General features: G+C 64.5%; 16 protein-coding genes and 1 riboswitch. Of the genes, 13 read left to right on the forward strand and 3 right to left on the reverse strand.

From position 1 onward, the window contains the following. Positions 1–243 precede the first annotated feature (243 nt). The gene (locus DL891_RS09185) at positions 244–441 is read left to right on the forward strand and encodes a DUF3073 domain-containing protein (protein WP_111720144.1); all 198 of its coding nucleotides are present in this window, start codon (positions 244–246) and stop codon (positions 439–441) included. A gap of 258 nt (positions 442–699) precedes the next feature. Here DL891_RS09185 and DL891_RS09190 read toward each other — a convergent pair whose 3' ends face one another. Beyond that, positions 700–1,263: a YceI family protein gene (locus DL891_RS09190; RefSeq protein WP_232819087.1), complete on the reverse strand. Its 564-nt coding sequence runs from the start codon at positions 1,261–1,263 to the stop codon at positions 700–702. A gap of 174 nt (positions 1,264–1,437) precedes the next feature. Between DL891_RS09190 and DL891_RS09195 the strand changes: the two genes are divergently transcribed. After that, complete coding sequence (locus DL891_RS09195; RefSeq protein WP_157962454.1) at positions 1,438–2,106, forward strand: metalloregulator ArsR/SmtB family transcription factor; 669 nt, start codon at positions 1,438–1,440, stop codon at positions 2,104–2,106. Between the two features lie 64 nt (positions 2,107–2,170). Here the strand turns inward: DL891_RS09195 and DL891_RS09200 are convergent, their stop codons facing one another. After that, positions 2,171–3,547 (reverse strand): FAD-binding oxidoreductase, encoded by a 1,377-nt coding sequence (locus tag DL891_RS09200; protein ID WP_232819088.1) that lies wholly within the window; start codon positions 3,545–3,547, stop codon positions 2,171–2,173. Positions 3,548–3,824: 277 nt separating this feature from the next. Here DL891_RS09200 and DL891_RS09205 point away from each other — a divergent pair, with 277 nt between their 5' ends. From DL891_RS09205 to DL891_RS09230, 6 genes are all read left to right on the forward strand, one after another. Continuing rightward, positions 3,825–7,580, forward strand: coding sequence for a nitrate reductase subunit alpha (locus DL891_RS09205; RefSeq protein ID WP_111720146.1), 3,756 nt, complete (start codon positions 3,825–3,827; stop codon positions 7,578–7,580). Then, positions 7,580–9,244, forward strand: coding sequence for a nitrate reductase subunit beta (gene narH / locus DL891_RS09210; protein ID WP_111720147.1), 1,665 nt, complete (start codon positions 7,580–7,582; stop codon positions 9,242–9,244). The genes DL891_RS09205 and narH overlap by 1 nt, the downstream gene beginning before the upstream one ends. Positions 9,245–9,348: 104 nt before the next feature. After that, on the forward strand, positions 9,349–9,966 hold the full coding sequence (gene narJ / locus DL891_RS09215) for a nitrate reductase molybdenum cofactor assembly chaperone (RefSeq protein ID WP_232819089.1): 618 nt from the start codon (positions 9,349–9,351) through the stop codon (positions 9,964–9,966). Beyond that, positions 9,963–10,814, forward strand: coding sequence for a respiratory nitrate reductase subunit gamma (narI, locus tag DL891_RS09220; protein ID WP_111720149.1), 852 nt, complete (start codon positions 9,963–9,965; stop codon positions 10,812–10,814). Before narJ ends, narI begins: the two co-directional genes overlap by 4 nt. After that, complete coding sequence (locus DL891_RS09225) at positions 10,811–11,953, forward strand: tellurite resistance/C4-dicarboxylate transporter family protein (protein WP_111720150.1); 1,143 nt, start codon at positions 10,811–10,813, stop codon at positions 11,951–11,953. Before narI ends, DL891_RS09225 begins: the two co-directional genes overlap by 4 nt. A gap of 178 nt (positions 11,954–12,131) precedes the next feature. Beyond that, complete coding sequence (locus tag DL891_RS09230) at positions 12,132–13,394, forward strand: aminotransferase class V-fold PLP-dependent enzyme (protein ID WP_111720151.1); 1,263 nt, start codon at positions 12,132–12,134, stop codon at positions 13,392–13,394. A gap of 73 nt (positions 13,395–13,467) precedes the next feature. Here DL891_RS09230 and DL891_RS09235 read toward each other — a convergent pair whose 3' ends face one another. After that, positions 13,468–14,019: a cob(I)yrinic acid a,c-diamide adenosyltransferase gene (locus tag DL891_RS09235; RefSeq protein ID WP_111720152.1), complete on the reverse strand. Its 552-nt coding sequence runs from the start codon at positions 14,017–14,019 to the stop codon at positions 13,468–13,470. 47 nt (positions 14,020–14,066) lie between these two features. Continuing rightward, a riboswitch (cobalamin riboswitch) is annotated at positions 14,067–14,189 on the forward strand. Between the two features lie 117 nt (positions 14,190–14,306). Here DL891_RS09235 and DL891_RS09240 point away from each other — a divergent pair. The 5 genes from DL891_RS09240 (at position 14,307) to DL891_RS09260 (ending at position 21,490) form a co-directional block, all read left to right on the forward strand. After that, positions 14,307–15,044, forward strand: coding sequence for a hypothetical protein (locus tag DL891_RS09240; RefSeq protein WP_111720153.1), 738 nt, complete (start codon positions 14,307–14,309; stop codon positions 15,042–15,044). A 4-nt stretch (positions 15,045–15,048) separates the two neighbouring features. Further along, positions 15,049–16,056 (forward strand): CbiQ family ECF transporter T component, encoded by a 1,008-nt coding sequence (locus DL891_RS09245; RefSeq protein WP_111720154.1) that lies wholly within the window; start codon positions 15,049–15,051, stop codon positions 16,054–16,056. Further along, a complete protein-coding gene (locus DL891_RS09250) occupies positions 16,053–17,702 on the forward strand; it encodes an ABC transporter ATP-binding protein (RefSeq protein ID WP_111720155.1) in 1,650 nt (549 codons plus the stop codon). The genes DL891_RS09245 and DL891_RS09250 overlap by 4 nt, the downstream gene beginning before the upstream one ends. Then, positions 17,699–18,532, forward strand: a complete 834-nt coding sequence (locus DL891_RS09255; protein ID WP_232819090.1) for an ECF transporter S component — start codon at positions 17,699–17,701, stop codon at positions 18,530–18,532. The genes DL891_RS09250 and DL891_RS09255 overlap by 4 nt, the downstream gene beginning before the upstream one ends. 129 nt (positions 18,533–18,661) lie before the next feature. Then, entirely contained in the window at positions 18,662–21,490 is a 2,829-nt protein-coding gene (locus DL891_RS09260) for a vitamin B12-dependent ribonucleotide reductase (protein ID WP_198668847.1), read from the forward strand. The last annotated feature ends 4 nt before the right edge of the window (positions 21,491–21,494 follow it).

Raw genomic sequence — 21,494 nt, forward strand, 5'->3', positions numbered from 1 at the left:
CATCGTCAGCTCCATAGAAACGGGCATATCCCATATCGCGGCCGGTTCTGAGAAACCACGCCCAAGCGGAGGTTTTCAAATGAGGCAACGTATATAGCTACGCGGAGGTTTTCTATGAGTCAACGCGCTCACTGGCACTACCCACCCTGCATGCTAAACTAGTGCGTAGTCTTAACAGTTCCCTGTTTGGTAATCCCGAGCGGCTCACAGCCCACTCGGCCCGGCATCGTAAGGGGGTCTCGCATGGGGCGTGGCCGTCAAAAAGCAAAGCATACAAAAATCGCGCGAGAGCTGAAGTCGTTCAGTCCTGACGTCAACTATGACGCGCTCCAAAGAGAGTTGGGGTCGAGCGCTCATTCTGACGAGGATTATTCCAAGTGGGCCGACTATGAGCCCGAGGGCACTTCCGCCGACCGCCGTGCGGAGCCCAAGCACGCGTAGCGTTCGCGTGTCGACTGAGCGTTCGCGTGTCGACTGAGCGTTCGCGTGTCGACTGAGCGTTCGCGTGTCGACTGAGCGTTCGCGTGTCGACTGAGCGTTCGCGTGTCGACTGAGCGTTCGCCCTCCACCCGGTTCAACGGGCGGCTCAAACGGTGACGCGCGCCGAAAGGGTTCTGCCCTTTCGACGCGCGTCGACGTCAATTGGCGCAGTGGTCGGCCCGCGGATAACGCGACCCTGGCGCCCACCAGCTCAGACGGCTAGTCCTGCTGCAGAACCGCCTGCAACTCGAGCGTGATCGTGACGGTCTCGCCGAGCAGAACGCCTCCGGTTTCCAGCGCTGCGTTGTAGGTGAGGCCGAAATCTTCGCGTTTCACCTCGGCCTTCGCCGTGGCCCCCGCCTTGTAGTTTCCGTATGGGTCACCGCCAAAGCCGCCGAAATCAAAATCGAAGGTGACCGGACGGGTCACTCCCTTCATCGTGAGCATCCCATCGACGAGGAACTCCCCGTTGACCTCGCGCACCCCCGTCGAGACAAAGTCAATCGTCGGGTACTTCTCGGCGTCGAAGAAGTCGCCGGTTCGCAGGTGTGCGTCACGGTTCGGCTCGTTCGTGTTGACCGAGACCACCTCGGCCGACGCGGTGACAGTCGAGTCGAGCGGGTTCGGCGCCGTGACGAACGTGGCATTGAATTTCTCGAACTTGCCCTTGACCTTGCTGATCATCAAGTGCCGGATACTGAAACCGACCTCACTGTGGGTGGGGTCGATGGTCCAGGTCCCTTCTTTGTAGCCGGGAATGGTGGTGGTGATGGTGTTGCTCACACGTGCTCCTTCAAAATAGAGAAAGGCCTGAATCATGGCCCGTATATACATGCAAACGCATGAACCTGCATTCTATTCCCCAAAAACGTGATTTTTCTCTACAGCGTCTGCCCCGGCCGAGCCGACCATGTCGCTTCTGTAGCAATCGTCGCCGGAATGCCGTTGAATGGGGTCATGGCTTCCGGGGGACGACCGCTGTACCGAACCCTCGCTTCCTTGAGCCGGGTCAATCTGTTGCGCGCCCTGCAGTCCGGCGACCGAATGACCGTTGCAGAACTCGCCGCTGCCACCGGATTGCATCACAACACGGCCCGCGAGCACCTCGACCGGCTGATCAGCGCCGGGTTCGTCAGTAGGGAGGCTGAGGTGCGAACCAGTAAGGGCCGGCCGCGACAGTTGTACAGCATCGGACAGGCACGCACCGACCCGCGGCTGCTGAAGAATATCGACGAGGCACTGCGTCGCTCCGACCAGATCAGACGACTTCTGCGAGTTGACGATGTGATCACACCGCCAACATCGGTTCCAGGTTCGAAAACCGAGATCAAGCACGACAATCCGCGCACAGACCAGCTTGACCTTCTCGACGACCACATGGATCGGTGCGGCATCGACGCGACCGTGAAGCAGGAGGCGGAATCCGCACGGGTGCAGATGCAGATGCAGAATTGCCCCTACTCGACGTTGGCAAAGGCACACCCACAGGTGTGCCAAACACACTTCAAGCTGGTACAGGATGTACTGCAACGCGTCGACGGGCCGTTGGAGGCCGAGAGCATCAGCCCATTCGCGGATGAGAACCACTGCACACTCGACCTCCGCGAGGCGCCGGGCCACAACTGAATCACCAGCGGGTTCAGCACCACAGTGGGTTCAGCACCACAGTGGGTCCCGCGGCACGATGGGGTCAGTAAACAGCTCCGGGATTGAGAATGTTTTGGGGGTCGAGTGCTGACTTGATCTTCTGGTTGAGCGCCATGACGTCAGCGCCGAGGTAGCCGGGCAGCCAGGCTTTCTTCAACCGGCCGACACCGTGCTCCCCGGTGATGGTGCCACCGAGTGAGATCGCGAGCTCCATGATTCGGTCGAACGCGGCCTGCGCCGTGGGCTGTCCGTCGGGATCAGCCGGGTCGTAGACGATTGACGGATGGGTGTTCCCATCGCCGGCATGCGCCACGACGGCGACCGTCACCTCCAGCTCACGCGAGATCACCTCGATACCGAGCACCAGGTCACTGAGCCGGGAAACAGGCACGCCAACATCCTCCAGCATGATGGCCCCCATCTTCTCGACGGCGGGGAGCACAATACGGCGGGCTTCCACGAATGCCTCGCCCTCGTCTGGATCATCGGTTGAATACACCTCGGTGGCGCTGTTCCGTCGGCAGATCTCCGAGATGCGAGTGATCTCCGACGCAGCAAACTGTTCCGGCTCATCGGACTGCACGATGAGCATCCCGGCTGCGTGGCGGTCCAATCCCATTCTGGTGTGATCCTCAACCGCGTTGATGCAGACCTTGTCCATGAACTCGAGCATCGATGGCCGCATCGACCGGGTGATTGCGAGCACGCTTCCGGTCGCATCGGCCAGGGTCGCAAACGTGGCGACCAGCGTCGACGCCGGTCGCTGCGCCGGGATCAGGCGGAGAACCACCTCAGTGATGATGCCGAGTGTCCCCTCGCTGCCGACGAACAGCTTGGTCAGGGAGAGGCCCGCGACGTCCTTGAGGCGTGGCCCGCCGAGCGTGACAGCGGTGCCGTCGGCGAGCACCACCGTCATCCCGAGCACATAGTCGCTGGTGACACCGTATTTCACACAGCAGAGGCCACCCGCATTGGTGGCGACGTTGCCGCCGATGGAGCAGAACTCGACCGACGACGGGTCAGGTGGGTACCAGAGTCCGTGCTCGGCGGCGGCGGCCTTGACCTCGGCGTTGAACGCCCCCGGCTGGGCGACGACCGTGTGGGAAACCGGATCGACATCGATCCTGCGCATTCCGTCGAGGGCCACGACAATGCAGCCGTCCATGACCGAGGAGCCCCCGGACAGACCGGAACCGGCACCGCGCGGAACCAGGGCGATCCCGTGCTCGGCGGCAAAGCGAACCGCCGCCTGCACGTCGGCGGTGCTGGAGGCGCGCACCACCGCCAGCGGCACACCGACCTCCGGGTCGTGGGAGCGATCGCGGCGGTACCCGTCCATCTTGTCGGGGTCGGTGATCACCGCGTCCTCGGGCAATGCCTGGATCAGGGGAGCGAGACTGGGCCCGGATGTCGCCGTCACAGTCGGGCACCTCTATAGAAACGCGGGGCAGGACAACGCATGGGAGTCATTGCAATGATCGTGAGCATGGCATCCATTCTGCCGGGAGTACCGCCACATTGGTCGAGCCCCCCAGGCAAACTGCCTTCACGAAAGCACCTCGGGTTGTTGCAACCGTGAGAATTGGAGCATTTATCACGGTGTTCCGCGGTTGTCATCCTGCGTCGTTCCGGTGAGACTGGCGCCAGTGGCGTCAACCGCCGGAGTGAGGCGCTGCTGGAACGAACCAGGAGAAGCCATGGCAAAGTCCGCTGAATCCTCATCGACGAGCGTCGGGACCGATGGGGCAGTCTCAGACTCCCTGTTGAAGCTGGGTCGATTTCTGCGCCGGGGCACGGTCTCCGAAGACCTGCGGTCTGTTTTTCTGGAGGGTGGCCGCACCGCAGACTCGTTCTACCGCGACCGATGGTCACACGACAAAGTGGTGCGCTCCACCCACGGGGTGAACTGCACTGGCTCCTGCTCCTGGAAGGTGTACGTCAAAGACGGCATCATCACCTGGGAGACCCAGCAGACCGACTACCCGACGGTGGGGCCGGACTCCCCGGAGTATGAACCACGCGGTTGCCCGCGCGGCGCCGCATTCAGCTGGTACACCTATTCACCCACCCGGGTGCGTTACCCCTACGTGCGAGGAGTGCTTCTCGACGCCTTCCGCGCCGCGAAGGATCGCACCGGCGACCCCGTACTGGCCTGGGCGGAAGTGACCGAGAACCCGGAAACGGCGCGTGCGTACAAGCAGGCCAGAGGCAAGGGGGGCCTTGTTCGTGCCAGCTGGGACGAAGCGTCCGAGATCGTGGCCGCGGCCCACGTGCACACGATCAAGAAGTACGGCCCCGACCGGGTGGCCGGCTTCTCCCCCATTCCAGCCATGTCGATCATGTCCCATGGCGTCGGCTCCCGCTTCGTCACGATGCTGGGCGGCACGATGCTGTCGTTCTATGACTGGTATGCCGACCTTCCGGTCGCCTCACCCCAGGTCTTCGGCGACCAGACCGATGTGCCCGAATCTGCCGACTGGTGGAACTCGTCGTATCTGATGATGTGGGGCTCGAATGTGCCGGTCACCCGCACCCCCGACGCCCACTTCATGGTGGAGGCAAGGTATCGCGGCCAGAAGGTGATCGTCGTCTCGCCCGACTACGCCGACAACACCAAGTTCGCCGACGAATGGCTCGCCGTGCACCCCGGAACCGACGCCGCCCTTGCCATCGCCATGGGCCACGTCATACTCAAGGAGTTTCTCCTCGATCGCAAGACGCCGATGTTTGTCGACTACCTGAAGCGCTTCAGTGACTCGAGTTACCTCATCGAGCTCACGAAGCGCGGCGACGCCTGGGTTCCCGGCAAGTTCCTGATGGCGGATGCCCTCCCGACCACAACGGCAGACGTTGCCAACCCGGCGTTCAAGCCAGTGCTTCTCGACCAGAACGCCAAACCCGTCGTGCCGAACGGATCCCTGGGGCACCGCTTCTCCGAGAGCGACGCGGGTCTGTGGAACCTCGACCTCGGAGACGTGGATCCGCTGCTGTCCATCGCCGATGCCGCCGACTACGACCAGTCGACCGTCGCCATCGACCTGCCCAGGTTCGACCTCGAGCCACAGCCCGGCCAGGAGCACGCGGGCGGTTCCGGCTCCATCCGCCGAGGCGTTCCCGTGCGCCAGGTCGCCGGCCGCACCGTGACCACCGTGTTCGACCTGTTGCTTGCCCAGTACGGTGTCGGGCGCGACGGCATGCCCGGCAAGTGGCCGACCGGATATGACGACGCCTCCTCCCCCGGAACCCCGGCCTGGCAGGAAGGCCTCACCAACGTACCCGCCGCCGCCGCCGAGCGCATCGGCCGCGAGTTCGCGCAGAACGCCGAGGAGTCGAATGGCCGCTCCATGATCCTGATGGGGGCGGGCACGAACCACTGGTTCCACTCCGACCTGATCTACCGTTCGTTTCTCGCTCTGACCACGATGACCGGTTGCCAGGGGAAGAACGGCGGCGGCTGGGCACACTACGTCGGTCAGGAGAAGATTCGCCCGCTCACCGGCTGGGCCCAGTACGCGTTCGGCCTGGACTGGGTGCGCCCACCCCGCCAGATGATCAGCACCGCCTACTGGTATCTGGCGACCGACCAGTGGCGGTACGACGGCCTGCCGGCCGACGCCTTGTCCAGCGCACAGGGCAACGGCCTGTTCAAAGACCGCACCACGGCGGACTGCCTGGTCGAGTCGGCCAAACGAGGCTGGATGCCCAGCTACCCGACGTTCAACCGAAATCCGCTCGACATCGTCGACCAGGCGGAAAAGGCCGGGGTCGAGCCCGCGCAGTATGTCATCGACCAGTTGACCAGTGGCGACATGCACTACGCGTGCGAAGACCCGGATGCCCCAGAGAACTTTCCCCGCGTGCTGAACGTGTGGCGAGCCAACATCATCGGCTCATCCGGAAAGGGCAACGAGTACTTCCTCAAGCACCTGCTCGGCACCGACGCCACGATCCGCGGGGCACAGTCTGAACCGGAACGTCGGCCGAAGACGATGAAGTGGCACGAGGAGGCCCCCGAGGGCAAGCTCGACCTGCTGGTCACAAGCGACTTCCGAAACACGTCCACAACCGTGTTCAGCGACGTGGTTCTGCCCCCGGCGACCTGGTACGAGAAACACGACCTCTCGACAACGGATATGCACCCGTTCATTCACACGTTCAACCCGGCCATCGACCCACCGTTCCAGTCCAAAACGGACTTCGACATCTTCCACCTGTTGGCGAAGAAGATCTCCGAATACTCGGTCGAACACCTCGGGGTTCGCAAAGACCTCGTTGCGTCGCCCCTTTTACACGACACTCCAGACGCAATGTCTACGCCGCACGGTGTGGTCGTAGACAACCCCGAGCTGATTCCCGGGGTGACGATGCCCAAACTCAGCGTCGTCGAGCGGGACTACCCGGCGTTCGCCGCTCGCATGGCTGCGCTCGGGCCGCTCACCGAGAAGCTCGGAATGGTCACGAAGGGCGTCAAGTTCAATCCGGATGTCGAGGTGGCCGACCTCGGCCATCGCAATGGTCTCGTGGAGGATGGGCCAGCCAAAGGTCGCCCGAAGCTGGACACCGACCTGAAGGCGTGCGAGATGATCCTCACCCTGTCAGGAACCACGAATGGTCGGCTCGGAACCCAGGGCTTTCGGCACCTGGAGAAGCAGACCGGCCAAAAGCTCGCACAGTTGGCGAGCGACAACGAGGGCAAACGATTCACTTTCACGGACATCTCCAACTCCCCGGTTCCGGTGCTCACCTCTCCCGAGTGGTCGGGAAGTGAACACGGTGGGCGCCGGTACAGTGCGTTCGTGGTCAACGTGGAGCACCTGAAGCCGTGGCACACCCTGACCGGCCGCCAGCACTTCTACCTCGACCACGACTGGATCGAGGAACTCGGGGAGCAACTGCCGGTCTACCGTCCGCCGCTCGACATGCATCGGTTGTTCGACGGCTATGAGCGGGTCGGCTCGATGACGGCCACCGGCGCACCCGGCTCTGCCGGGAAGGCGGAGGTCACCGTGCGTTACCTCACCCCGCACTCGAAGTGGTCGATCCACTCCGAGTACCAGGACAACCTGATGATGCTGAACCTCTCGCGAGGCGGGCCGGGTATCTGGATGTCGCCCCTCGACGCCGAGAAGATCGGGGTTCGCGACAACGAGTGGGTCGAGTCGTACAACCGCAACGGAGTCGTGGTCGCCCGGGCGATCGTCTCGCACCGCATGCCCGAGGGCACCGTCTACCTGTACCACGCGAAGGACCGCACCATCAACGTGCCGATCGCGGAGACGTCCGGCATGCGCGGGGGTACCAGCAACTCGCTCACGCGGATCCTGTTGAAGCCCAGCCACCTGATCGGCGGCTACGCCCAACTGTCATTCGCATTCAACTATCTCGGACCGACCGGGAACCAGCGCGACGAGATCACCGTGATCCGCCGCCGTAGCCAGAAGGTGGAGTACTGATGCGCGTCATGGCCCAGATGTCGATGGTGATGAACCTCGACAAGTGCATTGGATGTCACACCTGTTCGGTCACCTGCAAGCAGGTCTGGACCAACAGGGACGGCATGGAATACGTGTGGTTCAACAATGTGGAGACCAGGCCCGGCCTGGGCTATCCGCGGGGGTATGAAGACCAGGAGAAGTGGAAGGGCGGCTGGGAGCGCACCAAGCGCGGCCGGCTCAAGATGCGCGCCGGCGGGCGGATGTCGTTGTTGTTCCGAATCTTCGCCAATCCCAACCTGCCGACGATCGACGACTATTACGAGCCGTGGACCTACGACTACGACATGTTGACGAAGGCACCGCAGACGAAGAACGGCCCAGTCGCGCGGCCCAAGTCGCAGCTCACCGGCAAGGACCTCGACATCCAATGGTCTGGAAACTGGGACGACAACCTGGGCGGTTCGCAGGAGACCGCCGCTGATGACCCCATCCTCGCCCACATGAGCGAGCACGTGAAGATGGAGTTCGAAGAGACCTTCATGTTCTACCTGCCGCGCATCTGCGAGCACTGCCTGAACCCCACCTGCGTCTCGGCCTGCCCGTCCGGCGCGATGTACAAGCGCGAGGAGGACGGCATCGTCCTGGTCGATCAGGACGCCTGCCGCGGTTGGCGCATGTGCGTGTCGGGGTGTCCGTACAAGAAGGTCTATTTCAACCACAAGACCAACAAGGCCGAGAAGTGCACCCTCTGCTACCCGCTCATCGAGCAGGGCAAGCCCACGATCTGCTCGGAGACCTGTGTCGGCCGGTTGCGTTACCTGGGGCTGATGCTCTACGACGCCGATGCCGTGCTCGAGGCCGCCAGTATCGAGAACGAACACGAGCTGCTGGAAGCCCAGCGCAATGTGATGCTCGACCCGTTCGACCCGGCGGTGATCGCCGCGGCGAAGTCCGAGGGAATGGCCGACGACTGGATCGAGGCGGCCCAGAAGAGCCCGATCTACAAATTGCTCAGTGAATACAAGGTGGCCCTGCCGCTGCACCCGGAATACCGCACGATGCCGATGGTCTGGTACATCCCGCCGCTGTCTCCGGTGGTCGACGTCGTCTCCAACACCGGCAACGACGGTGAAGACGTGCGCAACCTGTTCGCGGCGATCGACAAGCTGCGAATCCCACTCGAGTACCTAGCCGGACTGTTCACCGCAGGCGACACCGCACCGGTGGAACAGTCCCTGAGGAAGCTGGCGGCGATGCGCTCGTACATGCGTGACATCAACCTCGGCAACGAGCCGGATGAATCCATCGCACAGGCTGTCGGAATGACCGGCACCGAGATCGAAGCGATGTATCGACTGCTGGCGATCGCAAAGTACGAGGATCGGTACGTCATCCCGAAGGCACACGTCGAACAGGCCCGTGACCTGGAAGACCTGGCCTGCTCGCTCGACGGCGATGGGGGACCTGGCATGGGTGGCCCGGAGCGGTCCGACAGGCTGCGGTCGCCCCGCAAGCCGGCGACACCATCCGGAGCAACAGTGGCGGGCTTCAAGGCGCTCAAGAACATGAGCGATCCGACCCAGCCGTCCACCCCTGGACGGCTGAATCTGCTCAATTGGGATGGGCGCGGGGGCGACTCCGGGCTGTTCCCGCCGGCTGAGCCCGCTGGGGGTTCAGCATGATCAGCCGACGGGGAGCCGGCACCGCAAGCCGCCGGCAGCCGAAGATCGAGCCGCACACGAGCAGTCTGGTTCGGTTGACCGATGCAGAGCGGCGAAGAGCCCATATGGTCGCGTCGGTTCTGCTCGACTATCCGGATGACGCCAGGCAGGAGAGTTTCGGCGTGGTCGTCCAAGCGGTCGCAACGCTCCCGGCGGCCATTGCAGAGCCGTTCAACCGGTTTCTCGAGGCGACCCGGGCGCTCGGTCCGCGCGAGTTGACCATCCACTACACGTCGACCTTCGACCAGAAGCGCAAGTGCAGCCCATACCTGACCTATTACGCAGCCGGTGACACCAGAAAACGCGGAATGGCTCTGGTTCGGTTCGTCGAGGCGTACCGGGCAGCCGGCTGGGAAGTCAACGACGGGGAACTGCCTGACTATCTGCCCACCGTGTTGGAATTCTCAGCACTCAGCGATTCTCCGATCGCCCAGCAACTTCTCGCCTCCCACCGGGAGGGCATCGAGGTTCTGCGCGCCGCGCTCGAGAACGTCGAGAGCCCGTATTCACATATTTTGGATGCCATCTGCTACTCCCTCCCAAAGATCGACGACGCCACTCGGGAGCGGTATCTGAAACTCGTCGCCGAGGGGCCGCCGGTCGAAACCGTGGGGCTGACCTTCCTCGGCACGCTGGCCCCCTTCGCCCCGCGTGGCGAAGCTCGCGAGGAGGTAAACGCATGACCGTCACAGAGGTTCTCGCCTGGGTTGCGTTCCCATACATCGCGGCCACATCCTTCTTCGCCGGGCATATCATCCGGTTTCGGTACGACAAATACGGCTGGACGTCCCGCTCGAGCCAGACCTACGAGAACAAACTTTTGGCCTGGGGCTCGCCACTGTTCCACTACGGCATCTTCGGGGTGTTTGCCGGGCACGCCCTCGGCCTGTTCATCCCCCGGGAATGGACGGAAGCCATCGGAATCGATGAACACGCGTACCACCTGATAGCTGTCTGGGGCGGCTCGATCGCCACCGCAGTGATGATCGCCGGTATCATCATTCTGCTGATCCGCCGCAGCACGGTGGGCCGGGTCGTGCGGGTCACCACCACCATGGACGTGGTCATGTACACCCTGCTGGTGGCGACCGTCGTGTTCGGTACTGCCGCACTGCTCAAGCACCAGATCTTCGGTGAAGCATTCAACTACCGGGGAACCATCTCGCCGTGGCTTCGCAGCCTGATGATCTTCCAACCGGATGTCACCTTGATGACCGGAGTGCCACTGGCGTTCCAACTGCACGTTCTGACGGCTGTCGCCCTGTTCCTGGTCTGGCCGTACACCCGCCTGGTTCACGTGCTGTCTGCGCCGTTCGGCTACCTGTTCCGCCCGTATGTCGTCTACCGCTCGCGCGACGCCCAACGGGGCGCCCGCAAGACACCTCGGGGCTGGGAGCACAGTTACACGGTGGAGTCAGACCCTGCTGGCTCGCGCTCCACTGATTCAGGCTCCATGGATTCAGGCTCCATGGATTCAGGCTCCACTGCTTCAGGCTCCAACCCGTCAGAGCGTGAAAGGGCCGGGAGATGAGCGATAGCCTCATCCCGGACGTCGAGCCGACAACGCTGCCGACCCCCAAAGAGCTCGAGCCGCTCCCAGACGGACGGGTCGGATCCTGGCTCGCCACACTGGACTCCGGCTACTTCGCCCTGGTGATGGCAACCGGGATCGTCTCGATCGGATCCAGGCTGCTCGGGCACGACCTCATCGCCGACATCCTGCTGTATCTCACGGCCATCGCGTGGGTCGTCCTGCTGCTCGCCTATACGGTTCGGATCATTCGGTTTCCACGTCGTTTCGCAGCCGCTCTCAAAGCCCCCACCAGCGCTGTGGCGTATTTCACGGTCGTGGCCGGAACCAATGTTCTGTCCTCGGCCCTGATTCACTACGACATCTGGTGGCTGCTCGCGACGATCCTGGGCATTTTCGCGTTCCTGGTCTGGCTCGTGCTCACGTACGGCCTCTTCAGCTCTGTGGTGCTTGCCGGAAATCACCCGAAGCTCCGGGAGATCACCGGAGGTTGGCTGGTGTGGGTGGTCGGCACACAATCCGTCGCGGTACTCGCCACGACTCTCGCACCCCACCTGCCGTGGCCAATGGGAGCAAACATGCTCGGGTCCACGGCCGTGATGTTCTGGGGGGTCGGGGTGATTCTGTACCTGATCCTCGTGGTGATCATCTTCCTGCGGCTGTTCCTGATCGAGACCACGCCCCCGGAGATGGGACCCGCCTATTGGATCCTGATGGGGGCCACGGCGATCAGCGTGCGCGCGGCAGCCGGAATCCTCGATCTCGGCGTGAGCGAACCGACCTCCCTGCTGACGCACATGGAACCGTTTGTGGCCGGTTTCGCCGTGGTGCTGTGGTCGTTCGGGAGCTGGTTCATCCCGATGCTCGTGATCTTCGGGCTCTGGCGTCATTTCGTGCGCCGATACCCCGCGGGCTACGAGCCAAAGCTGTGGAGCATCGTGTTCCCCCTCGGCATGTACGCGGTTGCATCGGTCACACTCGGTCGCGCCATCGATTTCGAATTCATGCAACAGCTCGCCGCCGTGTGGGTCTGGTTCGGGATCGCTGCCTGGGTCATCGTCACGATCCTTCTGGTCATCGCGTTCGTCCGTGGCCTGAAACCACGCGCTCCGCAGGCTTCGGGCCCGAAAACCAGCTAATAGGGCGCTGAAATAGGAGGCGGGTGTTCCATCGACGGCATCATCATCTCCGGCCTCCTCCCGGTCTTCGTGGAACCGGTCATCACTTCACGCGGTTGATGACTGACGGCTGACTCCTCTCGCCGTACCGGGTCTCCAGGCAGAGGTGGACCAAAAGTGTCAACGGTATACTGGCGCCATGGCTCTGGACACCGAGTGCATTCGCGCAGACTTTCCGACACTCAGGCGTCACGTCAGTGATCGGCCCCTCGTGTATCTCGACTCGGCGGCAACCAGCCTCAAGCCGCTGGCCGTGCTGGATGCGGAACGCGACTTCTACGAGAACCGCAACTCTGCGGTTCACCGCGGCGCCCACACTCTCGCGGCGGAGGCCACAGAACTGTTCGAATCTGCGCGCGATCACATCGCACGATTCATCGGTGCCGAACCCAACGAGGTGGTCTGGGTGCCGGGCGCCACCGGCGCGCTGAACCTTCTGGCGTACTCGTTCTCCAACGCGAGCGCCGGTATGGGCGGAGACGAGGCACACCGTTTTCGGCTCGGCCCCGGCGACGAGATCGTGGTCACCGAGCAGGAGCACCACGCGAACCTGATCCCGTGGCAAGAACTTGCGGGGCGCACGGGGGCCTCGTTGCGGTACATTCCGGTTGACGACGATGGCCGGTTGCAGATGGATGAGGCAACGGCGCTCATCGGCGAGCGGGTCAAAGTGCTCGCTTTCACGCACGTCTCCAACGTGTTGGGCTCTGTCACCCCGGTTGCCGAACTGGTCGCCCTGGCCAGGGCAGTCGGTGCCCTCGTCGTGCTCGACGCCTGCCAGTCTGCGCCTCATCTTCCGTTGGACGTGAAAGCCCTCGATGTCGACTTCGCCGTGCTCAGTGGCCACAAGATGTTGGGTCCTCTCGGCATCGGGGTTCTCTACGGCCGTGCCGACCTGTTGAACGCCATGCCGCCGTTTCTCACCGGTGGGTCGATGATCACGAGCGTGACCATGGAGAGCGCAGAATTCCTGCCGTCGCCGGCCCGTTTCGAAGCCGGAACGCAGCCGGTTGCCCAAGCGATCTCGTTGGCAGCAGCTGCCCACTACCTTGATGGTCTCGGTATGGCCCGGGTGCACGAACGTGATGCCGAACTGGGCCAGATGCTCGTTCGTGGTCTCACCGAGATTCCGGGAATCCGGGTGCTCGGACCGGCCGCGGGTGAGGACCGTGTGGGGCTGGCGAGCTTCGCGGTCGATGGCGTTCACCCACACGACGTCGGGCAGTTCCTGGATGATCTCGGTATCGCCGTTCGGGTCGGACACCACTGTGCCCAACCGCTGCATCGCAGACTCGGGCTGCCGGCGTCCACTCGCGCGAGCACCTACGTGTACACGACGGATGACGAAGTGCAGGCCTTCATCGACGGTGTCTCCGAGGTGCGCGGGTACTTCCGAGTCTGAGCCGGGGTGAGCACCTCGCGATTCACCCCTCGCCCTTCACGCCCTGGCCCCACAGCCCGCGAGTGCTTCCTGATCAGTCGTGACTGACGGGCTCCTCGGCGCCTTCGGCGGCCTGCCGTGCCAGCACAAATACCAGATCAGAAAGGCGGTTCAGGTACTTCTGGGCGTGCTCGCTCACCACGTGACCCGCCTCCTTGGCGCGCAGCGTGTGACGCTCCGCACGTCGCACCACGGTTCGGGCCACGTCGATCGCCGCCTCCAGCGGTGTCGTTCCCGGAACCAGGAACACCGGCCGCAGCGGATGCTCCCGGGTCAGGTCATCGATGAGTTGCTCGAGCCCGGTCACCATCGAGGCCTCCGCGAGAGAGATCCCCGGCTTCAGGCGATCCCGATGCGAGGGATTGACGGAGAGGTCGGCGGCAACGATGAACAGCTCCCGCTGGACGCGCAGCAGGATCTGGGCGATCTGTGGGTCTGGGCATCCGGCTCTGGCCACGCCGAGCGTCGACACGGCTTCGTCGATGTCGCCCAGCGCTTCGACGAGTTCGCCCCCCTTGGCCACGCGGCCACCGTACAACTGCCCCGTCGTACCGTCGTCCCCGGTCTTCGTGTATACCCGAGCCATCCCGATCGCCTCCCAATACGCTCTGACGCTAGGCTGGCAACGTCACCTGTATTCTAAGGTGGCACAACTCCTGTGGAGGGAAAACCGGTTGAATTCCGGTGCTGACCCGCAACCGTGAGACGGCCCACTGCCGTCGAGCCGGGCTACCTGTTTCGGGAGTGCACGACACCTCTTGATCGCCGTGGTCTGCGAGACGGAGTTCGAAGCGCTCAGCTGTCGGAATCAACCATCACGTCACTGGCAGAGCAGGTTTCGAACCAACCGTGGGCCCCTACGTAAGGCCCACGATGTTCGCCCTGAGTTTCCTCTCGCCCCGAGTTTTCCGCGCCAGGTTCCGGGTGCAGCGGGAGGCGCCCGCCGCCGTCGTTGCACTGATTGTCGTCGCGCTGATCGCCTTCGGCATGATGCTGGCCGGGGTATTCGTCGGCACACCGGCATTCGCGACCGACGGTGCGGCAACCGGGGCCTGCGGCAATGAGACCGGGGTCACGGTCGTGGTTGACTTCACCGACTTGGGCGGCGACATCGAGATCGGCTGCGCCACGGAAGCCCCCGAGAGCGGGCGTTCTGCGCTCACCGCCGCGGGCTTCACGTCTGCCGACTCGCAGCCGGGATTCCTCTGCTCGATCAACTCGATGCCCGACCCGTGCCCGACCACGTTCGAGGGATCGTTCTGGTCGTACTGGCACAGCGCGCCGAACGGTGAATGGACGAGTTACCAGGTCGGTGCCGATACGAGTACGCCTGTACCCGGTGAGTTGGAGGGCTGGCGCTACAGCGACGGCACGGTCGGGCCGCGCATCGAGCCCGCGGCAGTGGTCGTGACCGAGCAAGTGGAACCATCGGCGGAACCATCGGCGGTCGCGGCTCCTGGTCCCGTGACGACATCGCCGTCGGTCGCGACCCAGAGCAGCACGTTGGTGATCATCACCGCCGGGTTCGCGGCCATTGTGGCCGCCCTCGCCGTCTGGTTCATCGTGCGCGCGCGCCGCCGCTCGGCCGGGGCGGGTAACGACGGCGACTGAGACCGTGCATCCGATCTCGTGGTGGGTGTGGGCGATGGGACTCGCCGTCGCCACCACTCGCTCGCCCGGGCTCCTCTCCACGGCGTTTTTGATCGCAGCGATCGTGATCGTCGTGGCCGGGTGCCAGGACGACTCCGTGTTCGCTCGCGCTTTTCCGGCCTACCTCGCTCTGGCCGCTGCAGTCGTCGTCTTCAGGATGATCTTCTACATCCTCGTGGGCATCAAGGGTGCAGGCGCCGTACTCATCCCGTTGCCCCAGATACCCCTTCCGGATTGGGCGGGCGGGATCGGCCTGCTCGGCCCGGTGTCGGCATCAGGGCTGGTGGCTGCACTGTCTGCCGGGCTCGCCCTGGCCGCACTGCTGTTGTGCTTCGGGGCCGCCGTTTCGCTCACGAACCCTCAGAGAACACTGCGCAGCCTGCCCGCCTCTCTCCACCTGCTGGGCACCTCGGCGGTGGTCGCCATGACGCTCGCCCCACAATTGGTGTCTTCCTGGAAGCGGGTGCGGCGAGCGCAACACCTGCGTGGCAGAAGACTCACCGGCGCTCACGCCGTTGCGGCGACCACTCTCCCCGTGCTGCAGGATGCGCTGGAGAGATCGCTGTCGCTCGCCGCCTCGATGGACTCACGCGGCTACGCTCGCGTGCACAAAGGCAGCAGCGCACTTGTGCTCTGGCTCATGGTCGGGGCGCTCGTCGGCGCGGCGGTGGGAACCTATGCGTTGCTCGACGGCACCGGCCCCGGTTGGCTGGCCGTGCCGCTGCTCGTGGCCGGCGCCGGCGCTGCGGTTGCCGGTTCGGTGATCGCGTCCAGGCGCATCCTCACCACCAGGTTCCGGCCAGACCCCTGGCGCCTGCGTGAAACCGTCACCGCCGGTGTCGGCCTGCTGATCGCCGGGCTGGCGTTCTTCGTGCCGCAACTGGGAGCCGGGGCGTTCGCCGGCCTGTCGCTGACCTTCGTATTGTGCGCCTTGTTGGCGATGACTCCGATCCTGGTGGTGGATACTCGATGATTCGATTGCACCGGGTAGGTTTCGCATATCCGGATTCCCCCGCCCCCATACTGCACGACGTGAACCTGACGATCCCCGAGGGGGAGTTGTGCCTGGTCATCGGCGCGACCGGGTCGGGCAAGTCGACCCTGCTTCAGATTGTGAACGGGTTGGCGCCTCACTTCACCGGCGGACACCTGGATGGAACGGTCACGGTCGGCGGGCTCGACACACGCAGTCATCCGCCACGAGACCTTGCGGGGACCGTTGGGGTGGTCGGCCAGAACCCGGCCGCGGGTTTTGTCACCGATCGGGTCGACGACGAGCTCGCCTACAGCATGGAACAACTCGGAATCGCCGACTCGGTGATGCGCAAACGCGTCGAAGAGGTCATCGACCTGCTCGCACTCGGCCCCCTCAGGCGCCGGGCGCTGTCAGAGCTGTCTGCCGGCGAGCAGCAGCGCGTCGCGATCGGCTCGGCGCTGACCGCCCACCCGCGCGTGCTCGTGCTGGACGAACCGACCTCGGCCCTGGACCCGACCGGCGCCGAAGAAGTTCTGGCGGCGATCCTGCGCCTCGTCGACGACCTCGGGGTGACGGTGCTGCTGGCCGAGCACCGACTTGAACGGGTCATCCAGTATGCGGATTCCATCGCCCGTGTCACCGACGACGGCCGGGTGCTGCATGGCGCTCCGGTCGAGGTTCTCGCCGATTCTCCCATCGCTCCACCCATCATCGAGCTCGGTCGGCTCGCCGGGTGGAGCCCCTTGCCCCGGTCGATCCGGGACGCACGCCGTCAGGCCACGGGGTTACGCCAGCAGGTGCGTGAGCAGCTGCAGCTGGCGCCATCGGTCGCGCCGACCCACGCGGCTGGAACCAGTGGGCGAACAGCCTTGAAGGCGCAGAGGCTTCGTGTTCGGTACGGTCAGGTCACCGCGGTTGCCGACGTCGACCTGAGCCTTTGCGCGGGCGAGTTGACGGCCGTGATGGGGCGCAACGGATCCGGAAAGTCATCGCTGCTGTGGGCGCTTCAGGGCACCGGGGTGCGAAGCGGCGGGACCGTGCACCTTGTGGGAGAGGCGGGCTCGACCGGGTACCTCGACCCGGCCGAGCTTTCTGGGCCTGACGCGATCCGGCAGATCGCCCTCGTGCCGCAGAACCCCTCCGACCTGCTCTACCTGGACTCGGTGCTCGCGGAATGCCGGGAGTCAGACACGACGACCGGCGCCGCGCCCGGAACCACCCGAGCCACCCTGGATCGTCTCTCGCCGGGTCTTTCTTCCTCCTCTCACCCCCGCGACCTCTCCGAGGGCCAACGCTTGGCCCTGGTTCTGGCCATCCAGCTCGCGGCCACTCCTCGTGTTCTGCTGTTGGATGAACCGACGCGCGGACTCGACTATGCGGCCAAGCGCCGCCTGGGCGAAGTGCTTGCGGAGCACACCGCGGCCGGGGCCGCCGTTCTGCTGTCGAGCCACGATGTCGAGTTCGTCGCCAATATCGCCGATCGGGTCCTGGTTCTGGCCGACGGCGAAATCATCACCGACGGGCCGGTGGGCGAGGTTCTGACAGCGAGCCCGAGTTTCGCCCCACAGGTCGCCAAGATCCTGCGGCCACTTCCGGTGCTCGTCGTCGATACGGTGCGGGCGGCCCTCGGGGCAGCGCCGTGAGCACGAGCGCGGCACCCAGGCGGGCTGTGCCCCTCGGTTGGCGCACGGGGTTCGCGCTCGTGCTGGCCTCGGGGATGGGCCTGCTTGCCTTCACCTGGCCGTTGGTGATCGGCGCGGGCTCGATCCTCGAGCAGAACGCCGCGGCCCCGGTAATTCTGGGGGGCGTGCTTCTCGGCGTTGTGCTCGTCGTGCTGGTGGCGCTCGGCGACGGAGGCATCGATGCGAAGACGATCGCCATGCTCGGGCTGCTGGCGGCTGTCGGCGCGGTTTTGAGGCCGCTGTCGGCAGGAAGCGCCGGCATCGAGTTCGTCTTCTTCTTCATCGTGCTCGGGGGGCGTGTGTTCGGCGCCGGGTTCGGGTTCGCCCTCGGATCGATCACCCTGTTCACCTCGGCGTTGCTCACCGGCGGGATCGGCCCATGGCTGCCGTTCCAGATGTTGGCGGCGTCCTGGATCGGGATGGGAGCCGGCCTGTTGCCGAGGCGAATCCGCGGCGCGCTCGAACTCGTGATGCTCGCAGCATTCGCCGCCGTCTGCGGCCTTCTCTACGGACAGGCTATGAACCTCTCGTTCTGGCCGTTCACCCTCGGGCCGGGCTCCGCCTTGAGTTTTCAGGCCGGGGCCCCCCTCTCCGAGAACCTGCACCGGTTCCTACTGTTCAGCCTCGCCACTTCGCTCGGCTGGGACCTGATGCGCGCGATCGTCCTGGCCACAGGCATCGCCATTCTCGGTCGCCCCGTCCTTTTTGCTCTGAGGCGGACAGCCCGGCTGGCCTCTTTTGGCCCGCCATCCGGGCCTCCTGCGCCCGAGGTTCGCGCAGCGCGCAAATAGCACGGCGTTGCCGTTCGTGAATCACAACATGTAGTGGTTTAATAGGTCTGTCACCGCAAGATCTAGCAAGACCCGTAAACGGGGAAAACAGGAGCGTGCACCAGGATGGGTACCCAGCCAGAGACCGGAATGTCGACCGACCACAGGGGAGCCGAGTCCTCCGAGCGGCGCGGGTTGCGGGTCGACCGCAGGTTCAGCACCGCGGGCATCCACCCGTACGACGAGGTCGAATGGGAGCGTCGTGACGTCGAGCAGACCAACTGGAAGACCGGGGAGACGATCTTCGCGCAGTCCGGGGTCGAGTTCCCAACCAGTTGGTCGGCGAACGCCTCCACGATCGTCACCACGAAGTACTTCCGCGGGGCCCCCGGCTCACCCGAGCGCGAGTCGAGTCTGCGCCAGCTCATCGACAGGGTGGTGGGCACCTACGTCGCCGCCGGCATCGAGAACCGCTATTTCCAGACCGACGACGACGCGTATGCCTTCGGTGACGAGCTGACCTGGCTGCTGCTGCACCAGGCGTTCTCCTTCAACTCGCCCGTCTGGTTCAACGTCGGCACGAGTTCGCCGCAGCAGGTGAGTGCCTGCTTCATCCTCTCTGTCGACGACACCATGGACTCGATCCTGAACTGGTACCGCGAAGAGGGCATGATCTTCAAGGGCGGCTCCGGCTCTGGAGTGAACCTGTCGCGCATCCGTTCATCAGCCGAATTGCTCTCCTCCGGTGGCACCGCGAGTGGGCCGGTTTCGTTCATGCGTGGGGCCGATGCCAGCGCCGGCACGATCAAGTCGGGGGGCGCCACGCGCCGCGCGGCGAAAATGGTCGTGCTCGACGTCGACCACCCGGACATCCGGGAGTTCGTCGAGACCAAGTCCCGCGAGGAGGAGAAGATCCGGGTGCTCAGGGACGCCGGGTTCGACATGGATCTGGGCGGCAGCGACATCACGTCGGTGCAGTACCAGAACGCCAACAACTCGGTACGCGTGAGCGATACCTTCATGCGTGCCGTTGAAGAGGACGGCGATTTCAACCTCACTGCCCGCTCCGACGGCCACGTGGTCGAGACGGTTCGCGCGAAGGAGCTGTTCCGTGAGATCGCCGACGCCGCGTGGGCCTGCGCCGACCCGGGAATCCAGTACGACGACACCATCAACGACTGGCACACGAACCCGGAGTCCGGCCGCATCAACGGTTCCAACCCGTGCTCGGAATACATGTCACTCGACAACTCGTCCTGCAACCTTGCCTCTTTGAACCTGCTCTCCTTCTTGCGCGACGACGAGACATTCGACGTGGAGGCGTTCGCCCAGGCGGTCGAGATCATCATCACCGCCATGGACATCTCGATCTGCTTCGCCGACTTCCCCACCGAGCCGATCGCTGCGAACACCAGGGACTACCGCCAGCTGGGCATCGGCTACGCGAACCTGGGTGCGCTGCTCATGGCGACCGGCCACGGCTATGACTCGGAAGGAGGCCGCAGGCTCGCCGCCGCGATCACTTCGCTCATGACCGCAACCGCCTACCGCCGCTCTGCCGAACTGGCCGGGGTGGTCGGCCCCTATGCCGGATATGCGCGCAACGCCAACGCACACCAGAGAGTGATGCGCAAGCACGCCGCCGCGAACGAGGAGATTCAGCCCCTCTCGTCGATGGATGGCGCCATCCACGCCCGCGCCGACGAGGAATGGAAGCACGGCCTCGAAGTGGGCGAGAAGTACGGTTGGCGCAATGCGCAGGCGAGCGTTCTCGCCCCGACCGGAACCATCGGCTTCATGATGGACTGCGACACCACCGGAATCGAGCCGGACTTCACCCTCGTCAAGTTCAAGAAGCTCGTCGGCGGCGGTTCGATGCAGATCGTCAACCAGGCGATCCCGCGCTCGCTGCGCCGCCTGGGTTACCCCGAAGAGACCGTCGAGGCCATTGTCGAGTACATCGGCGAAAATGGCCATGTTGTCGACGCCCCCGGACTGGAGCCAGAGCACTACGAGATCTTCGACACCGCGATGGGACGGCGCTCGATCGCCCCGATGGGTCACGTGCGGATGATGGCGGCGGTGCAACCGTTCCTGTCCGGCGCGATCTCGAAGACCGTCAACCTGCCTGAATCCGCGACTGTCGAAGAGGTGGAGGAGGTCTACTACCAGGGCTGGAAACTGGGTCTCAAGGCGCTGGCCATCTACCGCGACAACTGCAAGGTCGGCCAGCCACTCTCCGACGGCAAGAAATCAGTGCCGAGCACACCCGCGGTAGACGACACCCCGGCAACACCCGATCACGCGGCGCCCGTGCGTCGCCGCCTGCCGAAGTCTCGCCCCTCGGTGACCACATCGTTCACCGTGGCAGGTGCGCAGGGGTACCTCACCGCTGGCTCCTACCCCGACAACGGCCTCGGCGAGGTCTTTTTGAGGCTCGGCAAGCAGGGCTCGACGCTGGCCGGGGTGATGGACGCGTTCTCCATCGCCGTATCCATCGGCCTGCAGTACGGTGTTCCGCTGACCACGTACGTGGAGAAGTTCACCAACCTGCGTTTCGAGCCGGCAGGCATGACCGATGACCAGGACATCCGGATGGCGCAGTCGATCATGGACTACATCTTCCGCCGTCTCGCCCTGGACCACCTGCCCTACGAGACACGGGCAGCCATGGGGATCTTCACCACGGCAGAGCGCACCGCACAGCTTGACGCGGGGGCCACCAGCGGCAGCGGTGCCACGATCGACCAATCGGTGGTCGCTTCCCAGGCCGCCGACGAACTTGACGCCGTGACCACGCCGCCCGTTGCACCGGCCCGGCCGGATACGGCTGCGGTGCACTCGACCGCGGAACTGTTCGAGGCCCAGCAGGGGATGACCGCGGATGCCCCACTGTGCCTGACCTGCGGGGTGAAAATGCGCCCATCAGGCTCCTGCTTCGTGTGCGAGAGCTGCGGCAGCACGAGCGGCTGCAGCTGAGTCC

The organism is Homoserinimonas sp. OAct 916 (assembly GCF_003260275.1).
Taxonomy (GTDB): domain Bacteria; phylum Actinomycetota; class Actinomycetes; order Actinomycetales; family Microbacteriaceae; genus OACT-916.